The organism is Streptomyces sp. NPDC046977, assembly GCF_040644455.1.
GTDB lineage: Bacteria > Actinomycetota > Actinomycetes > Streptomycetales > Streptomycetaceae > Actinacidiphila.
On the sequence record NZ_JBEYWO010000008.1, the window covers coordinates 24,777 to 43,803 of the forward strand.

Consider the following 19,027-nt stretch of genomic DNA (forward strand, 5'->3'; position numbering starts at 1 on the left):
CGATGACCCACGCGACACTCGCCCCGCCCGCCGCCGGCCCGGTGACCGGCCCGTCCGCCTCGTCCCGGCGGGCCGCGACCCGCCGGGCGGCACTGCACTGGATCGCCGTCCACGCCCTCGGCATCGCCGCCGCCCTCTTCTTCGTCCTCCCGTTCGTCTTCGTCTTCCTGACCGCGGTGATGAGCGACAACCAGGCCCTGACCCGGGACCTGTGGCCCAGGACCTGGGAATGGGGCAACTTCGGCACCGTCTGGGACACCCCCGGCTTCCTCACCTGGTGGCGCAACACCCTGCTGTACGCCGGCCTCGGCACCGTGCTGACCGTCGTCTCCAGCACGCCGGTCGCCTACGCGCTGGCCAAGTTCCGCTTCCGCGGGCGGAATCTGTCGATGATGCTCGTGATCTCCACGATGATGCTGCCCCCGCAGGTCGTCATCGTCCCCATGTACCTGTTCTGGGCCAAGCAGCTGCACCTGTCGGGCACCCTGTGGCCGCTGATCATCCCGATGGCCTTCGGCGACGCGTTCACCATCTTCCTGCTGCGGCAGTTCCTGCTCACCATCCCCAAGGAGTACACGGACGCGGCGAGGGTCGACGGCTGCGGCGAGCTGCGCACGATGCTGCGCGTCGTCCTGCCCATGGCGAAGCCCGCCATCGCCGCCGTGGCGCTGTTCCAGTTCTTCTACTGCTGGAACGACTACTTCGGACCACAGATCTACGCGAGCGAGAACCCCGCCGCCTGGACGCTGAGTTACGGCCTGGAATCCTTCAAGGGCGCCCATCACACCAACTGGAACCTGACGATGGCCGCCACGGTGCTGGTCATGGCACCGGTGATCGTCGTCTTCTTCTTCGCTCAAAAGGCCTTCATCGAGGGCGTGACATTGACAGGAGTCAAGGGATGAAGCTGGCTGTCGTGGGCGGCGGGTCCACGTACACCCCCGAACTCATCGACGGGTTCGCGCGGTTGCGGGAGACCCTGCCCATCGAGGAGCTGGTCCTTGTCGACCCGGCCGAGGACCGGCTGCGGCTGGTCGGCGGCCTCGCCCGGCGGATCTTCGCCAAGCAGGGCCACTCCGGCACCGTCACCACCACCTCCGATCTGGACGCCGGCGTGGCGGGCGCCGACGCCGTGCTGCTGCAACTGCGGGTGGGCGGGCAGGCCGCCCGCGCGCAGGACGAGACCTGGCCGCTGGAGTGCGGCTGCGTCGGCCAGGAGACCACCGGCGCCGGCGGGCTGGCCAAGGCGCTGCGCACCGTCCCGGTGGTGCTGGACATCGCCGAGCGGGTCCGCAGGGCCGCGCCCGATGCCTGGATCATCGACTTCACCAACCCCGTCGGCATCGTCACCCGGGCCCTGCTGCAGGCCGGGCACAAGGCCGTCGGCCTGTGCAACGTGGCGATCGGCTTCCAGCGGAAGTTCGCCTCCTTCCTGGGGGTGTCCCCCGACCAGGTCCACCTGGACCACGTGGGCCTGAACCACCTCACCTGGGAGCGGGGGGTGCGGATCGGCGGCCCCGCCGGCGAGGACGTGCTGCCCAAGCTGCTCGCCGCGCACGGCGACTCCATCGCCGACGACCTGCACCTGCCCAGGACCCTGCTGGACCGGCTCGGCGTCGTGCCCTCCTACTACCTGCGCTACTTCTACGCGCACGACGAGGTCGTGCGGGAACTTCGGTCGAAGCCGTCACGAGCCGCCGAGGTGGCCGCGATCGAGGCCGAACTGCTGGAGATGTACGGGGACGAGAGCCTCGACGAGAAGCCGGAGCTGCTGTCCCGCCGCGGCGGTGCCTTCTACTCCGAGGCAGCCGTGGCCCTGGCCTCCTCGCTGCTGCGGGACACCGGCGACGTCCAGGTCGTCAACACCCTCAACAACGGCACGCTGCCCTTCCTCCCCGACGACGCCGTCATCGAGGTGCCGGCCACCGTCGACGCACGCGGCACGCACCCGCTGCCCGTCGAGCCGCTGGACCCGCTCTACAGCGGCCTGATCGCGAACGTCACCGCCTACGAGGACCTGGCGCTGAAGGCCGCCGTGCACGGCGGCCGGGACCGCGTCTTCACGGCGCTGCTCTCGCATCCCCTGATCGGCCAGTACGAGTACGCCGACGCCCTGACCGACCGTCTGATCGCGCACAACCGGGAGCACCTCGCGTGGATCTGAACCATCCCCTCGACGGCGGGATCCTCGCGATCGACGCGGGCAACAGCAAGACCGATGTCGCCCTCGTCGCCGCCGACGGGTCGGTGCTCGGCACCGCCCGCGGCGGCGGCTTCCAACCGCAGATCGTCGGTGTGGAGCCGGCGGTCGAGGTGGTGGCCCGTATCGTCGAGCGGGCGGCCGAAGCGGCCGGTGCCGCCCTGCGCCCGGGCGAGGCGCTGGTGGGGCACGTCTCGGCCTGCCTGGCCAACGCCGATCTGCCCGTGGAGGAGCAGCAGCTCGAACTCGCCGTGCACGCGCGGGGGTGGGGTGTCACCACCCGGGTCGCCAACGACACCTTCGCGCTGCTGCGGGCCGGTGTGGAGGTACCGCGCGGTGTCGCCGTCGTCTGCGGTGCCGGCATCAACTGCGCGGGCATGCTGCCCGACGGCCGAACGGCGCGCTTTCCCGCCATCGGCCACCTCTCCGGTGACTGGGGCGGCGGATCGGGCCTGGCCGAGGAGGCGTTGTGGTGGGCGGCGCGCGCCGAGGACGGGCGCGGCGGCCCCACCGCGCTGGCGGCCGCGCTGCCCGCGCACTTTGGGCTGACGTCGATGTACGCGCTGATCGAAGCGCTGCACTTGGGACACATTGATTTCTCCCGGAAGCACGAATTGACCCCTGTACTCTTCAAAACCGCAGAATCGGGCGATTCGGTTGCACGGAACATCGTGGAACGTCAGGCGGAGGAGATCGTGGTCATGGCCGCGGTCGCGCTGGACCGACTCGATCTGCTGGACGAGGAGGTCGACGTCGTGCTCGGCGGCGGTGTGCTGGCCGCCCGTCACCCGCTGCTGATGGACTCCGTGGTCGCGCTGCTGGCGGCCCGCGCCCCGCGGGCCGTTCCGCGGGTCGTCACGGCTCCGCCCGTGCTCGGCGCGGCCCTGCTCGGGCTGGACCGCTCGGGGGCCGGGCCCGAGGCCCGGGCCCGGGTCCGGGCGCACTACGAGCCGGTGGCGCCGGTGCCGTAGCCCGCGCGCGGCAGGGAACCGAACACGCACCCGCGTGCGTGGTGAGCTGCGAGAGGGCACGCGCGAACGGGCCGGACGGGGGGCGTCTACCGGGGCGGGGCGGGCGGAACCGGCGGCAAGATCCACCCAATTCGGGGGTGGATGTCGGCGCCGGCGGCCATACTGCTGGTCATGGGCTCGGCGCGCGTGCGCGGGGATCAAGTCGGGGGGAGGCTGGCGGATGCGGACGCCGACGAACACGGAGCCGCCGACCGTGCGGGGGCCCGGCGACGCGGCGGGGGACGGCTCCGGCGTGCCCGGGGACGCCCGGTCGTGGGCCTGGGTCGACCAGTTGCGCGTGTGGCGCAGAGCCGCGACCACCGAGCCGGGCCGGCTGCGGGTGATCGGTGCCCTCCTCGTGGTGCTGGTCGTGGCGTTCGGCGCGGTGACGGCCTGGCAGATCTCCGAGCGGGCGACCGCCGCCGACGACGTGATCCACCACAGCGAGCCGCTGAGTGCGCGCGCGGCGGACATCTACCGGTCGCTCGCGGATGCCGGTGCCACCGCCTCCGGCGGCTTCCTCGCCGGCGGCGTGGAGCCCGCGGCCGTCAGCGACCGCTACGACAAGGACATCGACGTCGCCTCCCGGAGCATCACGCAGGCGGCGGCGAGTTCGGAGGGCTCGCCCGGTTCGCGCGACCGGCTGGAGCGGCTGAACCAGCGGCTGTCCGAGTACACCGGCCTGATCGAGCGGGCCCGGTCCAACAACCGGCAGGGCTTCCCGGTCGGCGGGGCGTACCTGCGGCGTGCCAACGACCTGATGAACGAGCGGATCCTGCCCGACGCCAAGGATCTGTGGACGATCGAGACGGCCCGGCTCGGCCGGGACTACGACGACGCCCAGGCGCTGCCGTGGGGCGCCTGGGCGCTCGGTGGCGTCGCGCTGGTGGCCCTGGTGTGGGCGCAGCGGCGCTCGTTCCAGCGCACCCACCGGGTGTTCAACATCGGCCTGCTGGCGGGGACCGCCGCCACCGTCGCCGTGCTGCTGTGGCTGGTCGCCGGGCACGGGACGGCGCGCGCCCGGCTCGACGACTCGTACGCGCACGGGGCCCGGTCGCTGCAGGTCCTCAACGAGGCCCGCATCGAGTCCCTGCAGGCCCGCAGCAACGAGAACCTGACGCTGGTGGCCCGGGGCAGCGGTGACGCGTACAACACCGCGTACCTGCGGCAGATCCAGGACATGGCCGGCACCAAGGCGGACGGGAAGTCCGGTCTGCTGGCCCGGGCGCTGCGGCTGGCGGACGACGCGGAGAGCCGCGAGAGCATCACCGTCGCGATGAAGGACGCCAAGGCCTGGTGGAGCCTGAACCTCCAGGCCCGCGCGAAGGACGACGCGGGCAGCTACCTGGACGCGGTGGCCCAGACGATCGGCGGGAGTTACGAGAACGGCGAGCAGGCCGAGGAGTACACGGGCGTCTGTTTCGACGGGGTCGACAGCAGCCTGGCCAAGGCCGTCGCCCATGAGCAGGAGGAGTTCGAGCAGGCAGCCGCGGACGGCCGCGGCGCGCTGAACGGACTGGGCGTCGGCGCCGCGCTCCTGGCGGTGTTCGGCGCGGCGGGTGCGGTGCTCGGCATCGGGCGCCGGTTGTCGGAGTACCGATGAGCGGCGGAGGGAGGCCGCGGATGACACGCGGGCGGCAAGGCATGCGGGGCTGGGGAGGCGTGGCCGCGATGGCCGGGCTGTGCGTGCTGGCGGTCGCCGGCACGGCGCTGCCGCTTCACCTGAGGACGGCCGACCGGGCGGAGGCGGAGCGCGCGGCGGCCGGCACGCACTCGGCGGTGCCGGCCGACGCGAAGCGGTCCGCGCGGCAGGCCGCGGACGACGACTGCGGGGGCCATCCGGAGGCGAGTCTGCGGCCGTCCGGGGAGAGCGGTCCCGCCGTCGCACGGATCAAGGAGCGCGGCAAGCTCGTCGTCGGCGTCGACCAGAACGGCTACCGCTGGAGTTACCGCGACCCGGTCAGCCGCAAGATCATCGGCTTTGACATCGACCTGGCCAAGGCGATCGCCGCCGACATCCTCGGCGACGAGGACGCGATCGTGTACAAGACGGTGCCGACCGCCAAGCGCTTCGAGGCCGTCAACCACGGTGACGTCGACGTGCTGGTGCGCACGGTGAGCATCACCTGCGAGCGGATCAAGGAGAAGCACATCGCCTTCTCCACGGCCTACTTCGAGGCGGGGCAGCAACTGCTCGTGCCCCGGCAGGGTTCCACCGTCAAGGGCTTCGACAACTCCATCACCGGCAAGCGGATCTGCACCGCGCAGGGCACCACCGGCGAGGCGAAGCTGGAGGAGGAGAAGGACCGGCTGCGGCCGCGGATCGTTCTCGTCCCCAACCAGCTGGACTGCCTGGTGAAGATCCAACTGGGCGAGGTGGACGCCGTGTTCACCGACAATGCGCTCGCCGCGGGGCAGGCCGCCCAGGACCCGGCGGTGCGCCTGGTCGGGAAGCCCGTCACGACGGAGTACTACGGCGTGGCCATGAACGAGAACGACACCGACCTGGTGCGGCGCGTCAACAAAGTGCTGGCGGACTACCGCGGTGGCGGTCCGGACAGCCGGTGGATGCAGGCGTACCGTACCTGGCTGGAGGCGGATCTCCCCGGCATCGAGGGGCCGCCGGAACCGCTGTACCGGGACTGAGGCAGACCGGCGCCCGCCAGGGTGCCGCACGACCGACGGGGAACTGGCCGACATCTGAAGCAGACACGGGGACCGGCGGAGAAGGAAGTAGGTGCGATGGCGCTCGCGGGACCATCCGGACCGGCGATGAGTCGCGAGGACGTCGACCGTGCCCTGGCGCGGCTCGGTGACGAGCGGGAGGCGATCGAGGCGTCCCTGCTGGCGCTCCAGGACCACTCCGGCCGCAGGCTGCTGGAGGGGGCGGCGCTCACCGGCGCCACCAAGGAGCGCTGGGCCGCGGCCGACCAGGCCGTCTCCTTGCTGTGGGCGCACTTCGACGCGTACACCGACGCGCTGACCAGTGCGCGGGCGCTGCGTTCACGCCGCCGCTGGCCCACCCAGAGCGAGCTGCGGGAGCTGACGGAGCTGCTGCGCGGCTCCGGTGTCACGGTGTCGGGCGGCGCGGTCCCGGAGGCCGCCCGCGGGCTGACGGGCCCCGCCCGGCTGAGTGAACAGCTCAGCCTGGAACAGCTGCTGGCGCGGATGAACGACTGGTACGCGCAGGTGCTGGACGTGGTCTCGGCGGCCGACGCGGTGTGGTCGGCGCTGCCGGCCCGCATCGACCTGCTCACCGTGGAGGCCCAGCGGGTGCGTTCGCTCGCCGAGTCGGTCGGGGTGCGCCCCGGCACCCACCCCTCCGGTGACGATCTGGAGGAACTGCTCGCCTCGCTCGCCGCGTTGCGCGCGCAGGTCCTCTCCGACCCGCTGCTGTTCTGGACCGCGGGACGGCCCGACACCGGGCGCTACGACCGGGCGGGCCGCGCGCTGGAGGACATACGCCGCGAGGTCGAGGCCGTCCTGCACGTGCGGGACGACGCCGACCACCGGATGATGCGGCTGCGGGACGTGCTCTCGCGCGCCGACCGGACGCTCACCGAGGCGCGCAGCGCCCGCGTCGAGGTGCTCGCGAAGATCGCCGCGTCGGAGGTGCCGGCGGTGAGCGGTGCGCCGGTCGCGCTGCACGACCAGCTGACCGCCGCCGTGGAGTTCCGCAGGACCGGGCAGTGGCACCGGCTGTCCCCGCTGCTGGACGGCCTGGAGCAGCGCGCCGACGACGCGTTGCTGCGCGCCCGCGAGTCGCTGACCGCGGTCACCGCCCCGCTGGCGGTGCGCGCGGAGCTGCGCGGGCGGCTGGACGCCTACCGGGCGAAGGTGGCACGTCACGGTTTGGCGGAGGATCCGCTTCTGATGGAGCGGTACGACCACGCACGGCGTCTTCTGTGGAGTGCGCCGTGCGATCTGCGCGCCGCGGAGGGCGCGGTGCTGCGCTATCAGCGCACGGTGTCCGACATGCTGGTACCGGGGCAGGCGGGGCCTGCCGATCAGAGGGGGGATGGGCGATGAAGTGCCGGCGTCCGGGCTGTGACGGGACAATCGAGGACGTCGGGGGCGGTGTGCTGTTCTGCGACACCTGCGGCCTGGCGCCGGTGACGGCGGGGGGCGCCGCGGGCACCACGGGAACGGCCGCCGGGTCCGGGTCCGCCTCGGGAGCGGGAACGGGAACGGGTTCGGGATCCGGGCCGGACGGCTCGTCGGGGTCGGCATCCGCCTCGGGTTCCTCCGGCCCCTCGGGTTCCTCCCGTTCCTCGGGTTCCTCCCGTTCCTCCCGCACGTCGGGCACCTCGCGTTCCTCCCGGCGCTCGGTGTCCGGGCGGCTGTCCCGCTCCCTCAGCGGCAGCACTGCCGGCGGCACGCCGGTGTCGGTGCGCAGTTCGCGTTCCGGCTCCAGCGGCCCGACGCGCAGCAAGCTCGGCGCGGGACTCGTGGCCGTGCCGCCGATCCCGCGGCCCGACCCGGCCGCGTCGGTGCTGCAGGACCCGCAGGTCCCCGAGCGGAAGCGGTTCTGCAGCAAGGGCGAGTGCGGTGCGCCGGTCGGGCGCAGCCGCGGCGACCGCCCGGGGCGCACGGACGGTTTCTGCACCAAGTGCGGCCACCCGTACTCGTTCACGCCCAAGTTGCGGGCGGGCGACGTGGTGCACGGCCAGTACGAGGTGGTGGGCTGCCTCGCCCACGGCGGACTCGGCTGGATCTACCTTGCGGTGGACCGGGCGGTCAGCGACCGCTGGGTGGTGCTCAAGGGCCTGCTGGACACCGGCGACGAGGACGCGCTGGCGGCGGCGGTCTCCGAACGGCGCTTCCTGGCCGAGATCGAGCACCCCAACATCGTGCGGATCTACAACTTCGTCGAGCACCTCGACCCGCGCACCGGCAGCCTCGACGGCTACATCGTGATGGAGTACGTCGGCGGCAAGTCGCTCAAGGAGATCGCCAACGAGCGCCGCTCGGCGGACGGCAGGCGCGAGCCGCTCCCCGTCGACCAGGCGATCGCCTACGCCATCGAGGCGCTGGACGCGCTCGGCCACCTGCACAGCCGCAATCTGCTGTACTGCGACTTCAAGGTCGACAACGCCATCCAGACCGAGGACCGGCTGGAACTCATCGACATGGGCGCCGTCCGCCGCATGGACGACAGCGAGAGCGCGATCTACGGCACCGTCGGCTACCAGGCCCCCGAGGTGCCGGAGGTCGGGCCCTCCGTCGCCTCCGACCTCTACACCGTCGCGCGCACCCTGGCCGTGCTCACCTTCGACTTCCAGGGCTACACGAACGTCTTCGTGGACAGCCTCCCCGACCCCGGCAACATCGAGGTCTTCTCGCGCTACGAGTCCTTCTACCGGCTGCTGGTACGGGCCACCGACCCCGACCCGGGGCGCCGCTTCGCCTCGGCGGAGGAGATGGGCGACCAGCTGCTGGGCGTGCTGCGCGAGGTCGTCGCCATGGGCACCGGCACGCCGCGTCCCGCGCTGTCGACGCTGTTCGGGCCGGAACTGCGCGTGGTCGACAGCGAGTTGCTGACACCCGTCCACGGCGACGCGTCCTCGCTCGGCAGCGGCCGGACGAAGGGCAGGTCCGGCGCCGTCGCCACCGGGGCCGCCCCCGCCGTCGCCGCGCCTCCCCCGATGCCCGCCCTGCCGCCGGCGAACGGCACCTACAGCCCGACGGTGGCGGGCGCCCCGTACACCCTCCCGGCGCAGCGGACCGGGTCGGCCCCGGCCGCGGGAACCGGCCCTGCGGACCCTGCCGGTCCCGCGGTCACCCGGCTCGACGTACGGGCCGCCGCCCTGGCGCTGCCGGTGCCGCACGTCGACTCGGCCGACCCCAACGCCGGTTTCCTCGCGGGCATGGCGGCCGCCGCGCCCGCGGAACTGGTGGCGGCCCTCCAGTCGGCTCCCACGGAGTCCACGGAGCTGAGGCTGCGCCTGGTGCGCGCCTGGCTCGACACGGCGGACGCGCGCTCCGCCACCGACGCGCTGGCCGCCCTCCAGGGCGAACACGGCGACGACTGGCGGGTGGTGTGGCACCGCGGCCTGACCGCGCTCGCCACCGGCGACCACGAGACCGCCGCCCTCGCCTTCGACGCGGTCTACGACGCCTTCCCCGGCGAGCCCGCGCCGAAGCTGGCGCTCGGCATCTGCGCCGAGGTGCTGGGGCAGCTGGACAACGCCGCCGAGTACTACCGCCTGGTGTGGGCCACCGACCACAGCTACGTCAGCGCCGCCTTCGGCCTCGCCCGGGTCCAACTGGCGGCGGGCGACCGCGCCGGAGCGGTCGCGGCGCTGGAGTCGGTGCCCGAGGCGTCCATCCACTACACGGCGGCACGCGTCGCGGCGGTACGGGCGCGCCTGCGCGACCGGCCACCGCACGAGGCGCTGCTCGGCGACCTGCGGGCCGCCGCGCAGCAGGTCGAGGACCTGCAACGGCTGGGCCTGGACACCCGGCAGCGCGAGCAGCTGTCCACGGAGGTGCTGGGCACCGCCCTGGACTGGGTGCTCGCCGGGCAGCAGGGCGGCGCCGGGACCGGCTCGCCGGCGCTGCTGGGCCGGGACCTCGACGAACGCGGCCTGCGCTTCGGCCTGGAGCAGTCCTACCGGGTGCTGGCCCGCCTCGCCGACCAGGGCCGGACAAGGATCGAACTGGTGGAGCGGGCCAACCGCTTCCGCCCCCGGACGTGGGTGTAACGCGATGCCCCAGACGACCGTTTGCCCGGAGTGCGCCGAGCCTCTGGAACCCGCCGACAAGTTCTGCGACGCCTGCGGCGCCGATCTGGCCGCCCCCCGGCGGCCGGACGGCTACCCGCTCGCGCCGCCCGCGGAGCCCGAGGCGTACGAACTCGCCCCGCCCGCCGGGGAGGCGGACACCCTCGCCTTCGGCCTCGGCACCTCGGGGCTCTCCCAGGCCCGCATCGCCGACCCCCGGGTCGAGCAGCAGGGCGCCGCTCCGGCCCGGCCGCACTGTGTGGCGTGCGAGGTCGGCCCCATCGACGCCGACGGCTACTGCGAGCACTGCGGCCACGCCCAGCCGCGCCCGCGCGACCACCAGGAGGTGGAGCTCGGCGGGGTGGCTGCGGTCACCGACCGGGGGCTGCGGCACCACCGCAACGAGGACGCCTTCGCGCTGTCGACGACCACGCTGCCGGACGGCACCGCGTCGGTCGTCGCCGTGGTGTGCGACGGTGTCTCGTCCGCGTACCGTCCCGACGACGCCTCGGAGACCGCGGCGGAGGCGGCGGTGAAGGCGCTCGTGCCCTCGCTGTCGCGCGGCGTGCGGCCCGAGGAGGCGATGCGCGAGGCCCTGCTGGTGGCCGCGCAGGCCGTCGCCGACCTGGCCGCCGAGACCCCCGAGGAGGAGAGCCGGCGGCACCAGAACGCGCCCGCCTGCACGTGTGTGAGCGCGGTCACCGCCGGCAAGACCTTCACCGTCGGCTGGATCGGCGACAGCCGCGCGTACTGGATCCCCGACGACCGCTCGGTCCCCGGCGCCCGGCTGACCGAGGACGACTCCTGGGCCGAGCGCATGGTCTCGCTCGGCCTGATGACGCAGGCCGAGGCGTACGCGGACGAACGGGCCCACGCCATCACCGGGTGGCTCGGCGCGGACGCTGTCGAACTGGACCCGCACACCGCCTCCTTCGAGCCGGACGGACCGGGTGTCGTGGTGGTGTGCACCGACGGACTCTGGAACTACGCGGAATCGGCCGCGGAGCTCGCCTCGGTGATGCCCGGGGACGCCCGCGTCCGGCCGCTGCACTGCGCCCGCACTCTCGTCGGCGTCGCCATCGACGGCGGAGGACACGACAACATCACCGTGGCCGTGCTGCCCTTCCCGGTGGCCTGACCTCCCTCCCCCCACTCCTCAACTCGTTGATCCTTCTTCTTGGTTGACAAGCGCAAGGAGCGCACCCGATGGCCAACTTCTCCAAGTCGAACGTGCCGCAGTTCTCCGTCGACATCTACCAGAACGAGTTCCTGCCGGAGGGCGGCCGCGAGGTCAACGCGATCGTCACCGTGACCTCGACGGGCGGCGGCACCTCGGGCGGGTTGCCGCTGGCCGGCCTGGGCCCCGCCGACCTTCCCGGGAGCCGTCCCGGGGCGGCCGTGGTGATCATGGTGGACTGCTCGGGCTCCATGGACTACCCGCCCACCAAGATGCGCAGTGCCCGCGACGCGACGGCGGCGGCGATCGACACCATCCGCGACGGGGTCGCCTTCGCGGTGGTGGCCGGCACCCACCAGGCCAAGGAGGTCTACCCGGCCGACGGGGGCCTGGCCGTCGCCGACCCCGCCACCCGCCACCAGGCCAAGCAGGCGCTGCGCCGGCTCAGCGCCGGCGGCGGCACCGCGATCGGCACCTGGCTGCGGCTGGCCGACCGGCTGCTGTCCACCGGCGATGTGTCGATACGCCACGGCATCCTGCTGACCGACGGCCGCAACGAGCACGAGAAGCCGGAGGACCTGCGCGCCGCCCTCGACGCCTGCGCGGGCCGCTTCACCTGCGACGCGCGCGGCGTCGGCACCGACTGGGAGGTCAAGGAGCTGACCGGCATCGCCTCGGCGCTGCTCGGCTCCGTCGACATCGTCGCCGACCCCTCCGGCCTGGAGGCGGACTTCCGGCAGATGATGGAGACCGCCATGGGCAAGGAGGTCGCGGACGTGGCCCTGCGCGTGTGGACCCCGCAGGGCGCGGAGATCCAGTACGTGAAGCAGGTGGCACCCACCGTCGAGGACCTCACCGCCCGGCGCACCGAGGCCGGTCCCCGGGCCGGCGACTACCCGACCGGTTCCTGGGGCGACGAGTCCCGCGACTACCACGTCAACGTGGTCGTGCCGACGGCCGGAGTGGGCCAGGAAATGCTGGCGGCCCGCATCTCGCTCGTCCAGCCGCAGCCCGACGGCACACCGCAGGTGCTCGGGCAGGGCCTGGTGCGGGCGGTGTGGACCGACGACATGGTCGCCTCCACGCGGATCAACCCGCAGGTCGCCCACTACACCGGCCAGGCGGAGCTGGCCCAGGTCATCCAGCAGGGCCTGGAGGCCCGCAAGCAGGGCGACTTCGACTCCGCGACCGCCAAACTGGGCCGCGCGGTGCAACTGGCCAGCGCCTCGGGCAACGAGGACACCGCGAAGCTGCTGGCCAAGGTCGTGGACGTGGTCGACGCGGCAACGGGTACTGTGCGGCTGAAGGCCAGGGTCGCGGACGCCGACGAGATGACCCTGGAGACACGTTCGACCAAGACTGTCCGTGTCAAGAAGTAACGTGGTGGGGTAAATCGGGGCGGAGGGGGAGAGAAAACGACATGTCGACTTGCCCGAACGGTCATGAGTCCGCGACGGACGACTGGTGCGAGGTGTGCGGAATGCGCATGATCTCACCGGCGGCCTCCTCCGTCCCACCCGGCGCACCCGCTGCGCCGTCCTCGTACCCGCCCCCGCCGCCACCGCCGTACTCGGGCGGTTACGACCCCGGGTACTCCCCCGGCTCCGGCTACGGTGCGGGGAGCGGTTACGGCGGCGGCCGGGCCTACGACCCGGACGCCACGGCGGCCGTCGAGCCGTGCCCGCACTGCGGCACGCCGCGCGAGGGCTACGCGCAGTTCTGCGAGGAGTGCCGCTACAACTTCGTCACGCACGCCGGCACGACCTTCGTCCCGCAGGCGCCCACCGGCGGCACGGCGTCCCCGCCGTACCCGGCCGGGGGGCCCGGCATGCCGCCGTACCAGCGGTACGAGTCGTCCCTGACGCGCCCGTCGCAGGTGAACCGGCCCGCCGAGCCGCTGGAGCCGGAGTCGGTCACGGCAGGGTCCGGCGACTTCCTGCTCACCCCGCCCTCCGCGTACGAGCCCGAGGGCGCGCCCGCGGGCCCTGGCACCTGGACCGCCGTGATCGGCGCCGACCGGGAGTACTTCACGGCGATGATGGCCCGCAGCGGCCCCGAGGCCGAGGGTCTGTACTTCCCCTCCTACTCCCCCGAGCTGCGCCTGCCGCTCACGGGCCCGCAGATCACCATCGGCCGCCGCCGGCACAGCACCGGCGAGTCACCCGACATCGACCTGGCGCGGGCGCCGGAGGACCCGGGCGTCTCCCACAAGCACGCCGTGCTCGTGCGGCAGCCGGACGGCAGCTGGTCGGTGGTCGACCAGAACTCCACCAACGGCACCACGGTCAACAACGGCGAGGACTCCATCGCCCCCTTCGTGCCCGTCCCGCTGGGGGACGGGGACCGCGTCCACGTGGGGGCGTGGACGACGATCAGGATCGTGCGCGACTGACTCCCGGCTCCGCCGGCCCGTCTGAGACCATGGGACACGTGAACGAGATTCCCCGGGGCACACTCGACCAGCAGTCGTTCTACGAGGCGGTGGGCGGCGAGCCGACCTTCCGGCGGCTCGTCCACCGCTTCTACCAGGGCGTCGCGCAGGACCCGGTCCTGCGGCCGATGTACCCCGAGGAGGATCTGGGCCCCGCCGAGGAGCGGATGACCCTCTTCCTCATGCAGTACTGGGGCGGCCCGCGCACGTACAGCGAGAACCGCGGCCACCCCCGGCTGCGGATGCGGCACGCGCCCTTCCGGGTCGACCAGGAGGCGCACGACGCCTGGCTGCGCGTGATGCGCGAAGCGGTGGACGAGATCGGCCTGGAGCCGGACCACGAGCGTCAGCTGTGGGACTACCTGGTCTACGCGGCCGCGTCGATGGTGAACACGCCCGGCTGACGGAACCGGACCGCCGCCAGGCGGTCAGACCGGGCTGACCGACAGCCCCAGGCCGCTGCCGCGGCGCACCGCGACCGAGCCGTACGACGTGCGCAGCCGCAGCCACGCCCCCGCCGCCAGCAGGTCCATGGCCGGCTCCCCGCTCCCGCCCGCCGTGCGTGGGGCCGGGACGGTGGCGCGTACCGGGCGCAGGAAGCCGAGGGCGTGGGCGGCGTGCACCGCCCGCAGCGGCAGGCCGGTCGCCCCGAGCCGGCGGGACCAGATGTCGTCCGCCAGCGCGTCGAGCTGCGCGCGGGTGCGGTGCTCGGGCGTCAGCGCCTCGCTGCGGGTGCGGAACTCCGTCACCGCCGCGACGGCCACCGCCCGTACGTCGTCCGGCGAGGGCAGTCCCTCCAGCCGCCGCCAGCCGCCGCGCGGCGGCAGCACCCCGGCCCAGGCCGGGCCGGTGACGGCGGCCGGGACGGCGAGCGTGCCCGCCTCTCCGTCGAGCCCGTCGAGCAACTGCCCGGCCGAGACGGTGGCGTCCACCTCGTGCGTGTCGGCGAGTTCCGCCGTGCGCACGGCCACGACCCCGCCCCCGAAGGGCGGCTGGCCGAAGACCGCGAGCACCGAGCCGGACGCCTGCAGCCGGACGACCGCGGCCTTGTCCCAGCGCAGCAGCCGGGCCAGGAAGACGGCGAAACCCTCCGCCTCCCTGGCCTCGGCGAGCCGCAGCGACGCCGTCATGCGGCCGCGGCCTCCTCCTTGCCGGCGCCCGCGCCGGCACTGGACGCGGCGTCGTCGAAGTACTCCTCCAGGAACGCGCGCTCCTCGGCGGTGATCCGCCGCGGCCGCCCCTCCTCGAGGTTGTACGGGACGACGATCGTGGAGGCCCGCACGTACACGGTCTCCCCGTCCTTGATCTCGTACGCGACCGTCATCGAGGCCGCCCCCACCTTGGTCACCCAGGTCTCGACGGTCACCGGCTCGTGCCGGTGGACGAGCGGGCGCAGGTAGTCGATCTCGTGGCGGGCGATGACCGACCCGCCCGTGAACGACGCGCTGCCCTCCCCGGGCGCCAGCCGGAACATGAAGTCCACACGCGCCTCCTCCAGGTAGCGGAGGAAGACGACGTTGTTGACATGCCCGAAGGCGTCCATGTCCGACCAGCGCATCGGGCAGGGGTAGATGTGACGTGCCATCAGGCGATCAGCCCCGGGTGAGCTTCTTGTACGTGGCACGGTGCGGACGGGCCGCGTCCGGGCCGAGCCGCTCGACCTTGTTCTTCTCGTAGGACTCGTAGTTGCCCTCGAACCAGAACCACTTGGACTCGCCCTCGTAGGCGAGGATGTGGGTGGCCACCCGGTCCAGGAACCAGCGGTCGTGGGAAACGACCACGGCGCAGCCGGGGAAGTCCAGCAGCGCGTTCTCCAGCGAGGACAGGGTCTCGACGTCGAGGTCGTTCGTCGGCTCGTCGAGGAGCAGCAGGTTGCCGCCCTGCTTGAGGGTGAGCGCCAGGTTGAGGCGGTTGCGCTCACCACCGGAGAGCACGCCGGCCGGCTTCTGCTGGTCCGGGCCCTTGAAGCCGAAGGCGCTGACGTACGCGCGGGACGGCATCTCGACCTGGCCGACGTTGATGTAGTCCAGCTCGTCCGACACGACCGCCCAGAGGGTCTTCTTGGGGTCGATGTTGGCGCGGCTCTGGTCCACGTAGGAGATCTTGACCGTCTCGCCGACCTTGATCGAGCCGGAGTCCGGGTCCTCCAGGCCCTGGATCATCTTGAACAGCGTGGTCTTGCCGGCGCCGTTGGGGCCGATCACGCCGACGATGCCGTTGCGCGGCAGGGTGAAGGAGAGGTCGTCGATCAGGACCTTCTCACCGAACGCCTTGGAGAGGTTGCTGACCTCGACCACGATGCTGCCCAGGCGGGGGCCCGGCGGGATCTGGATCTCCTCGAAGTCGAGCTTGCGCATCTTCTCGGCTTCGGCGGCCATCTCCTCGTAACGGGCGAGACGCGCCTTGGACTTGGCCTGCCGGCCCTTGGCGTTGGAGCGGACCCACTCCAGCTCTTCCTTGAGCCGCTTGGCGCGCTTGGCGTCCTTCGCGCCCTCGACCTTGAGACGGGACTGCTTGGTCTCCAGGTACGTGGAGTAGTTGCCCTGGTAGGGGTAGGCGCGGCCGCGGTCGAGCTCGAGGATCCACTCGGCGACGTTGTCCAGGAAGTACCGGTCGTGGGTGATCGCCACGACGGTGCCCGCGTACTTGGCCAGGTGCTGCTCCAGCCACTGGACGGACTCGGCGTCCAGGTGGTTGGTGGGCTCGTCGAGCAGCAGCAGGTCGGGGGCCTCGAGCAGCAGCTTGCAGAGCGCGACGCGGCGCTTCTCACCACCGGAGAGGTTGGTCACCGCCCAGTCGCCGGGCGGGCAGCCGAGAGCGTCCATCGCCTGCTCCAGCTGGGCGTCCAGGTCCCAGGCGTTGGCGTGGTCCAGCTCCTCCTGCAGCTTGCCCATCTCGTCGAGCAGCGCGTCGGAGTAGTCGGTCGCCATCAGCTCGGCGATCTCGTTGAAGCGGTCCAGCTTGCCCTTGATCGGGCCCACGCCGTCCTGGACGTTCTCCAGCACGGTCTTGGACTCGTCCAGCGGGGGCTCCTGCAGCAGGATGCCGACGCTGTAACCGGGCGAGAGGAACGCGTCACCGTTGGACGGCTGCTCCAGACCCGCCATGATCTTGAGCACCGTGGACTTACCGGCGCCGTTCGGCCCCACGACACCGATCTTCGCTCCGGGGAGGAAGCTCAAGGTGACGTCGTCGAGGATCACCTTGTCGCCGTGCGCCTTGCGCGTCTTGCGCATGGTGTAGATGAACTCAGCCAAGAGAAACCGTCCGGCAATCGATGTGTGGGCAGATACACCCCATCTTGCCGTACCGCCACCCCTCGGCGGAAACGAGTACTGCGGGGGCCTCGCGACCTGCGGACTCTCGGGCGGCGGAGGGCGGCGGCTCGCCGTGCACACCTCGCCTCGCGGCGCCGTGGTGCCGTCATTGACAGCGTTGGCTAATCGTATTAGCTTTTAGCTAACACAGTTAGCCATTCGGGAGGGAAGTCATGACCGAGTACCTGGCCGTCGACGGTGGGACGATCGCCTACGAGGTGGCGGGATCGGGCCCGCTGATCGTTCTGGCGCACGGCATGGGCGACAGCCGCGCCGCCTACCGTGACGCGATACCGCCGCTCGTGGCGGCCGGATACCGGGTCGCCGCGGTCGACCTGCGCGGCTGCGGCGAGTCCAGCGTCGACTGGCCGGCCTGGAGCCGTACCGCCATCGCCGGTGACCTGCTCGCCGTGATCCGGCACCTGGGCGGACCGGCCGTGCTCGTCGGCCACTCGATCTCCGGCGGGGCCGCCACCATCGCCGCGGCGCAGAAACCCTCGCTCGTCACCGCTGTCGTCGAGTTGGCGCCGTTCACCCGCAAGCAGTCCGTCCGCCTCGGCGACCTGCGGGTGAAGCGCTTCCGGCAGGGCATGCTGCGCCTGCTCGGCACGGGCCTGTTCGGCAGCGTGCCGCTGTGGCGGTCGTATCTCGACGTGGCCTACCCCGGCGCGAAGCCGGCCCACTGGGAAGAGCGGCTCGACCGTATCGACTCCCTACTGCGCGAGCCGGGCCGGATGAAGGCTCTTCAGGGCATGGGCCGCAGCGCCCCGACCGATGCCGGCGCGCAACTCGGCAACGTCCAGAGCCCGGTCCTGGTCGTGATGGCCTCGCTCGACCCCGACTGGGCCGCGTCCGCCGAGGGTGCGGCGATCGTCGACGGTCTGCCGTCCGGCCTCGGCCGGCTGGAGATGATCGAGGGCGCCGGGCACTACCCCCACGACCAGTTCCCCGACCAGGTCGTCGCCCTTGTGCTCGCCTTCCTCGAGTCGGCCGCCCGTGCCTAGGGCCGGCCTGGACCAGGCGACCGTGGTCGCGGCCGGTGCTGCGCTCGCCGACGAGGTGGGCATCGCCAACCTGACGATGGGGCTGCTGGCCGAGCGGCTGGGCGTGCGCACCCCGTCCCTCTACAAGCACGTGGGCGGTCAGGAGGACCTCAACCGGCGTATCGCGGCATTGGCGTTGAGCGAGGCCGCGGACGCCATCGGCAGCGCCGTCCAGGGGTATGCGGGCCGCGACGCCCTTGCGGCCGCGGCGCGTTCCTTCCGCACCTTCGTCCTTCGGCATCCCGGCCGGTACGGCGCGACGATCGGCATGGAGGCGTCCGGCCCGGACGATCCGCTGACCCCCGCGAGTCAGCGCTCACTCGGACCGTTCCGAGCGGTCCTGCGCGGCTACGACGTGGAGGACGCGGACGTGGACCACGCCCTGCGTATGCTCCGCAGCCTCTTTCACGGCTTCGCGACGTTGCAGGCGGCCAACAGCTTCCAGTGGAGCGCCGACATCGACGAGAGCTTCGAGTGGTTGATCACGTTCACCGACCGGGGGTTGCGCGCCATGCGGGAGGACGGCGAGACCGGGAACGGCTAACGCGTCGGCAGCCCGAACGCGGCGCGGGCCTTGGCCTCGGGGTCGGTCAGGTAGGCGGTGGAGTCGCCGAGGAGGCGTTCGGCCTCCGCGGCGCCGCCGGCGGAGAACTGCGTCGCCGCCCAGGAGGAGGAGTCCCCGTCGGGCTCCCACGAGACGTCGCTGACCCGGGCGGGAGCCGTGGCCGGGGACACCGTCAGTGCCCCCGCCATGATCCCGCCGTCCAGCATCGTCACGCCCGCGCCGTGCCGCGCGAAGTGCCCGCACCAGGCGGCCAGTCCCACCCGCAGACCGTCTCCCGCCGGCCGGATCTCGATGACGTGCTCCGTGCAGAAGCCGCGCGGCGCGGGGTTCTCGTCGGCGTCGTCGTCACTGCCGAGCGGTCCCAGGGGGTCCGTCAGCAGATAGCGGTCCACCGCCGGGAGCACGGCCCGTTCGAGCGCCGGGTCGACGCGGGGTGCTTCCGGTGTCGCCAGTCCCCTGTGGAGGAGCGTCCCGGCCACGACCGCGACCGCGATGATGCCCGCCACGACCCACCGCCGCCGTCTGTGTCCCTTGCCCATGGTGTGCGTCCCCCGCCCTTCGC

17 protein-coding genes are annotated in these 19,027 nt (G+C 72.6%); 13 read left to right on the top strand and 4 right to left on the bottom strand.

Features of this window, described 5'->3' with window-relative positions; all coding sequences use genetic code 11:
• Window positions 1-2: 2 nt before the first annotated feature.
• The 11 genes from ABZ883_RS14080 to ABZ883_RS14130 all read left to right on the top strand — a co-directional run bounded on the left by ABZ883_RS14080 (window position 3) and on the right by ABZ883_RS14130 (window position 13,944).
• On the top strand, window positions 3-905 hold the full coding sequence (locus tag ABZ883_RS14080; protein WP_360905875.1) for a carbohydrate ABC transporter permease: 903 nt from the start codon (window positions 3-5) through the stop codon (window positions 903-905).
• On the top strand, window positions 902-2,164 hold the full coding sequence (locus ABZ883_RS14085; RefSeq protein ID WP_360905876.1) for a 6-phospho-beta-glucosidase: 1,263 nt from the start codon (window positions 902-904) through the stop codon (window positions 2,162-2,164). The genes ABZ883_RS14080 and ABZ883_RS14085 overlap by 4 nt, the downstream gene beginning before the upstream one ends.
• Window positions 2,155-3,171, top strand: a complete 1,017-nt coding sequence (locus tag ABZ883_RS14090; protein WP_360905877.1) for a BadF/BadG/BcrA/BcrD ATPase family protein — start codon at window positions 2,155-2,157, stop codon at window positions 3,169-3,171. Before ABZ883_RS14085 ends, ABZ883_RS14090 begins: the two co-directional genes overlap by 10 nt.
• Before the next feature lie 220 nt (window positions 3,172-3,391).
• Window positions 3,392-4,813, top strand: a complete 1,422-nt coding sequence (locus tag ABZ883_RS14095) for a hypothetical protein (RefSeq protein WP_360905878.1) — start codon at window positions 3,392-3,394, stop codon at window positions 4,811-4,813.
• A 20-nt stretch (window positions 4,814-4,833) separates the two neighbouring features.
• Entirely contained in the window at window positions 4,834-5,856 is a 1,023-nt protein-coding gene (locus ABZ883_RS14100) for a glutamate ABC transporter substrate-binding protein (protein WP_360905879.1), read from the top strand.
• A 126-nt stretch (window positions 5,857-5,982) separates the two neighbouring features.
• Window positions 5,983-7,239 (top strand): hypothetical protein, encoded by a 1,257-nt coding sequence (locus ABZ883_RS14105; RefSeq protein ID WP_360905880.1) that lies wholly within the window; start codon window positions 5,983-5,985, stop codon window positions 7,237-7,239.
• Window positions 7,236-9,914 carry a tetratricopeptide repeat protein gene (locus ABZ883_RS14110; RefSeq protein WP_360905881.1) on the top strand — a complete coding sequence of 893 codons (2,679 nt, stop codon included), beginning with the start codon at window positions 7,236-7,238 and terminating at the stop codon, window positions 9,912-9,914. Before ABZ883_RS14105 ends, ABZ883_RS14110 begins: the two co-directional genes overlap by 4 nt.
• A 4-nt stretch (window positions 9,915-9,918) precedes the next feature.
• A complete protein-coding gene (locus ABZ883_RS14115; protein ID WP_360905882.1) occupies window positions 9,919-11,070 on the top strand; it encodes a protein phosphatase 2C domain-containing protein in 1,152 nt (383 codons plus the stop codon).
• A gap of 68 nt (window positions 11,071-11,138) precedes the next feature.
• The gene (locus ABZ883_RS14120; RefSeq protein WP_360905883.1) at window positions 11,139-12,488 is read left to right on the top strand and encodes a VWA domain-containing protein; all 1,350 of its coding nucleotides are present in this window, start codon (window positions 11,139-11,141) and stop codon (window positions 12,486-12,488) included.
• 41 nt (window positions 12,489-12,529) lie between these two features.
• Window positions 12,530-13,501: an FHA domain-containing protein gene (locus tag ABZ883_RS14125; protein WP_360905884.1), complete on the top strand. Its 972-nt coding sequence runs from the start codon at window positions 12,530-12,532 to the stop codon at window positions 13,499-13,501.
• Between the two features lie 29 nt (window positions 13,502-13,530).
• Window positions 13,531-13,944, top strand: coding sequence for a globin (locus ABZ883_RS14130; protein WP_360905885.1), 414 nt, complete (start codon window positions 13,531-13,533; stop codon window positions 13,942-13,944).
• Window positions 13,945-13,968: 24 nt separating this feature from the next.
• Here ABZ883_RS14130 and ABZ883_RS14135 read toward each other — a convergent pair whose 3' ends face one another.
• The 3 genes from ABZ883_RS14135 to ettA are packed head-to-tail and all read right to left on the bottom strand — an operon-like array spanning window position 13,969 to window position 16,797.
• Window positions 13,969-14,670, bottom strand: coding sequence for a hypothetical protein (locus tag ABZ883_RS14135; RefSeq protein WP_360905886.1), 702 nt, complete (start codon window positions 14,668-14,670; stop codon window positions 13,969-13,971).
• On the bottom strand, window positions 14,667-15,125 hold the full coding sequence (locus tag ABZ883_RS14140) for a thioesterase family protein (RefSeq protein WP_360905887.1): 459 nt from the start codon (window positions 15,123-15,125) through the stop codon (window positions 14,667-14,669). Before ABZ883_RS14140 ends, ABZ883_RS14135 begins: the two co-directional genes overlap by 4 nt.
• Window positions 15,126-15,132: 7 nt before the next feature.
• Window positions 15,133-16,797, bottom strand: a complete 1,665-nt coding sequence (gene ettA / locus ABZ883_RS14145; protein WP_360905888.1) for an energy-dependent translational throttle protein EttA — start codon at window positions 16,795-16,797, stop codon at window positions 15,133-15,135.
• A 233-nt stretch (window positions 16,798-17,030) separates the two neighbouring features.
• On the opposite strand from ettA, the gene ABZ883_RS14150 reads away from it, so the two are divergent.
• Both ABZ883_RS14150 and ABZ883_RS14155 read left to right on the top strand, forming a co-directional pair.
• The gene (locus tag ABZ883_RS14150) at window positions 17,031-17,861 is read left to right on the top strand and encodes an alpha/beta hydrolase (RefSeq protein WP_360905889.1); all 831 of its coding nucleotides are present in this window, start codon (window positions 17,031-17,033) and stop codon (window positions 17,859-17,861) included.
• Window positions 17,862-17,883: 22 nt separating this feature from the next.
• A complete protein-coding gene (locus tag ABZ883_RS14155; protein ID WP_360906152.1) occupies window positions 17,884-18,444 on the top strand; it encodes a WHG domain-containing protein in 561 nt (186 codons plus the stop codon).
• On the opposite strand, the gene ABZ883_RS14160 is transcribed toward ABZ883_RS14155, so the two are convergent.
• On the bottom strand, window positions 18,441-19,004 hold the full coding sequence (locus ABZ883_RS14160; RefSeq protein ID WP_360905890.1) for a hypothetical protein: 564 nt from the start codon (window positions 19,002-19,004) through the stop codon (window positions 18,441-18,443). The two genes, ABZ883_RS14155 and ABZ883_RS14160, sit on opposite strands and share 4 nt — an antisense overlap.
• Window positions 19,005-19,027: the final 23 nt, after the last annotated feature.

Bases quoted from the DNA above. Each gene is read 5' to 3' on its own strand.
- ABZ883_RS14085 (WP_360905876.1), top strand. From the start codon at position 902: ATGAAGCTGGCTGTCGTGGGCGGCGGGTCCACGTACACCCCCGAACTC.
- ABZ883_RS14125 (WP_360905884.1), top strand. From the start codon at position 12,530: ATGTCGACTTGCCCGAACGGTCATGAGTCCGCGACGGACGACTGGTGC.
- ABZ883_RS14120 (WP_360905883.1), top strand. From the start codon at position 11,139: ATGGCCAACTTCTCCAAGTCGAACGTGCCGCAGTTCTCCGTCGACATC.
- ABZ883_RS14160 (WP_360905890.1), bottom strand. From the start codon at position 19,004: ATGGGCAAGGGACACAGACGGCGGCGGTGGGTCGTGGCGGGCATCATC.
- ABZ883_RS14110 (WP_360905881.1), top strand. From the start codon at position 7,236: ATGAAGTGCCGGCGTCCGGGCTGTGACGGGACAATCGAGGACGTCGGG.
- ABZ883_RS14080 (WP_360905875.1), top strand. From the start codon at position 3: ATGACCCACGCGACACTCGCCCCGCCCGCCGCCGGCCCGGTGACCGGC.
- ABZ883_RS14100 (WP_360905879.1), top strand. From the start codon at position 4,834: ATGACACGCGGGCGGCAAGGCATGCGGGGCTGGGGAGGCGTGGCCGCG.
- ABZ883_RS14105 (WP_360905880.1), top strand. From the start codon at position 5,983: ATGAGTCGCGAGGACGTCGACCGTGCCCTGGCGCGGCTCGGTGACGAG.
- ABZ883_RS14095 (WP_360905878.1), top strand. From the start codon at position 3,392: ATGCGGACGCCGACGAACACGGAGCCGCCGACCGTGCGGGGGCCCGGC.
- ABZ883_RS14135 (WP_360905886.1), bottom strand. From the start codon at position 14,670: ATGACGGCGTCGCTGCGGCTCGCCGAGGCCAGGGAGGCGGAGGGTTTC.
- ABZ883_RS14130 (WP_360905885.1), top strand. From the start codon at position 13,531: ATGGGACACGTGAACGAGATTCCCCGGGGCACACTCGACCAGCAGTCG.
- ABZ883_RS14140 (WP_360905887.1), bottom strand. From the start codon at position 15,125: ATGGCACGTCACATCTACCCCTGCCCGATGCGCTGGTCGGACATGGAC.
- ABZ883_RS14115 (WP_360905882.1), top strand. From the start codon at position 9,919: ATGCCCCAGACGACCGTTTGCCCGGAGTGCGCCGAGCCTCTGGAACCC.
- ABZ883_RS14150 (WP_360905889.1), top strand. From the start codon at position 17,031: ATGACCGAGTACCTGGCCGTCGACGGTGGGACGATCGCCTACGAGGTG.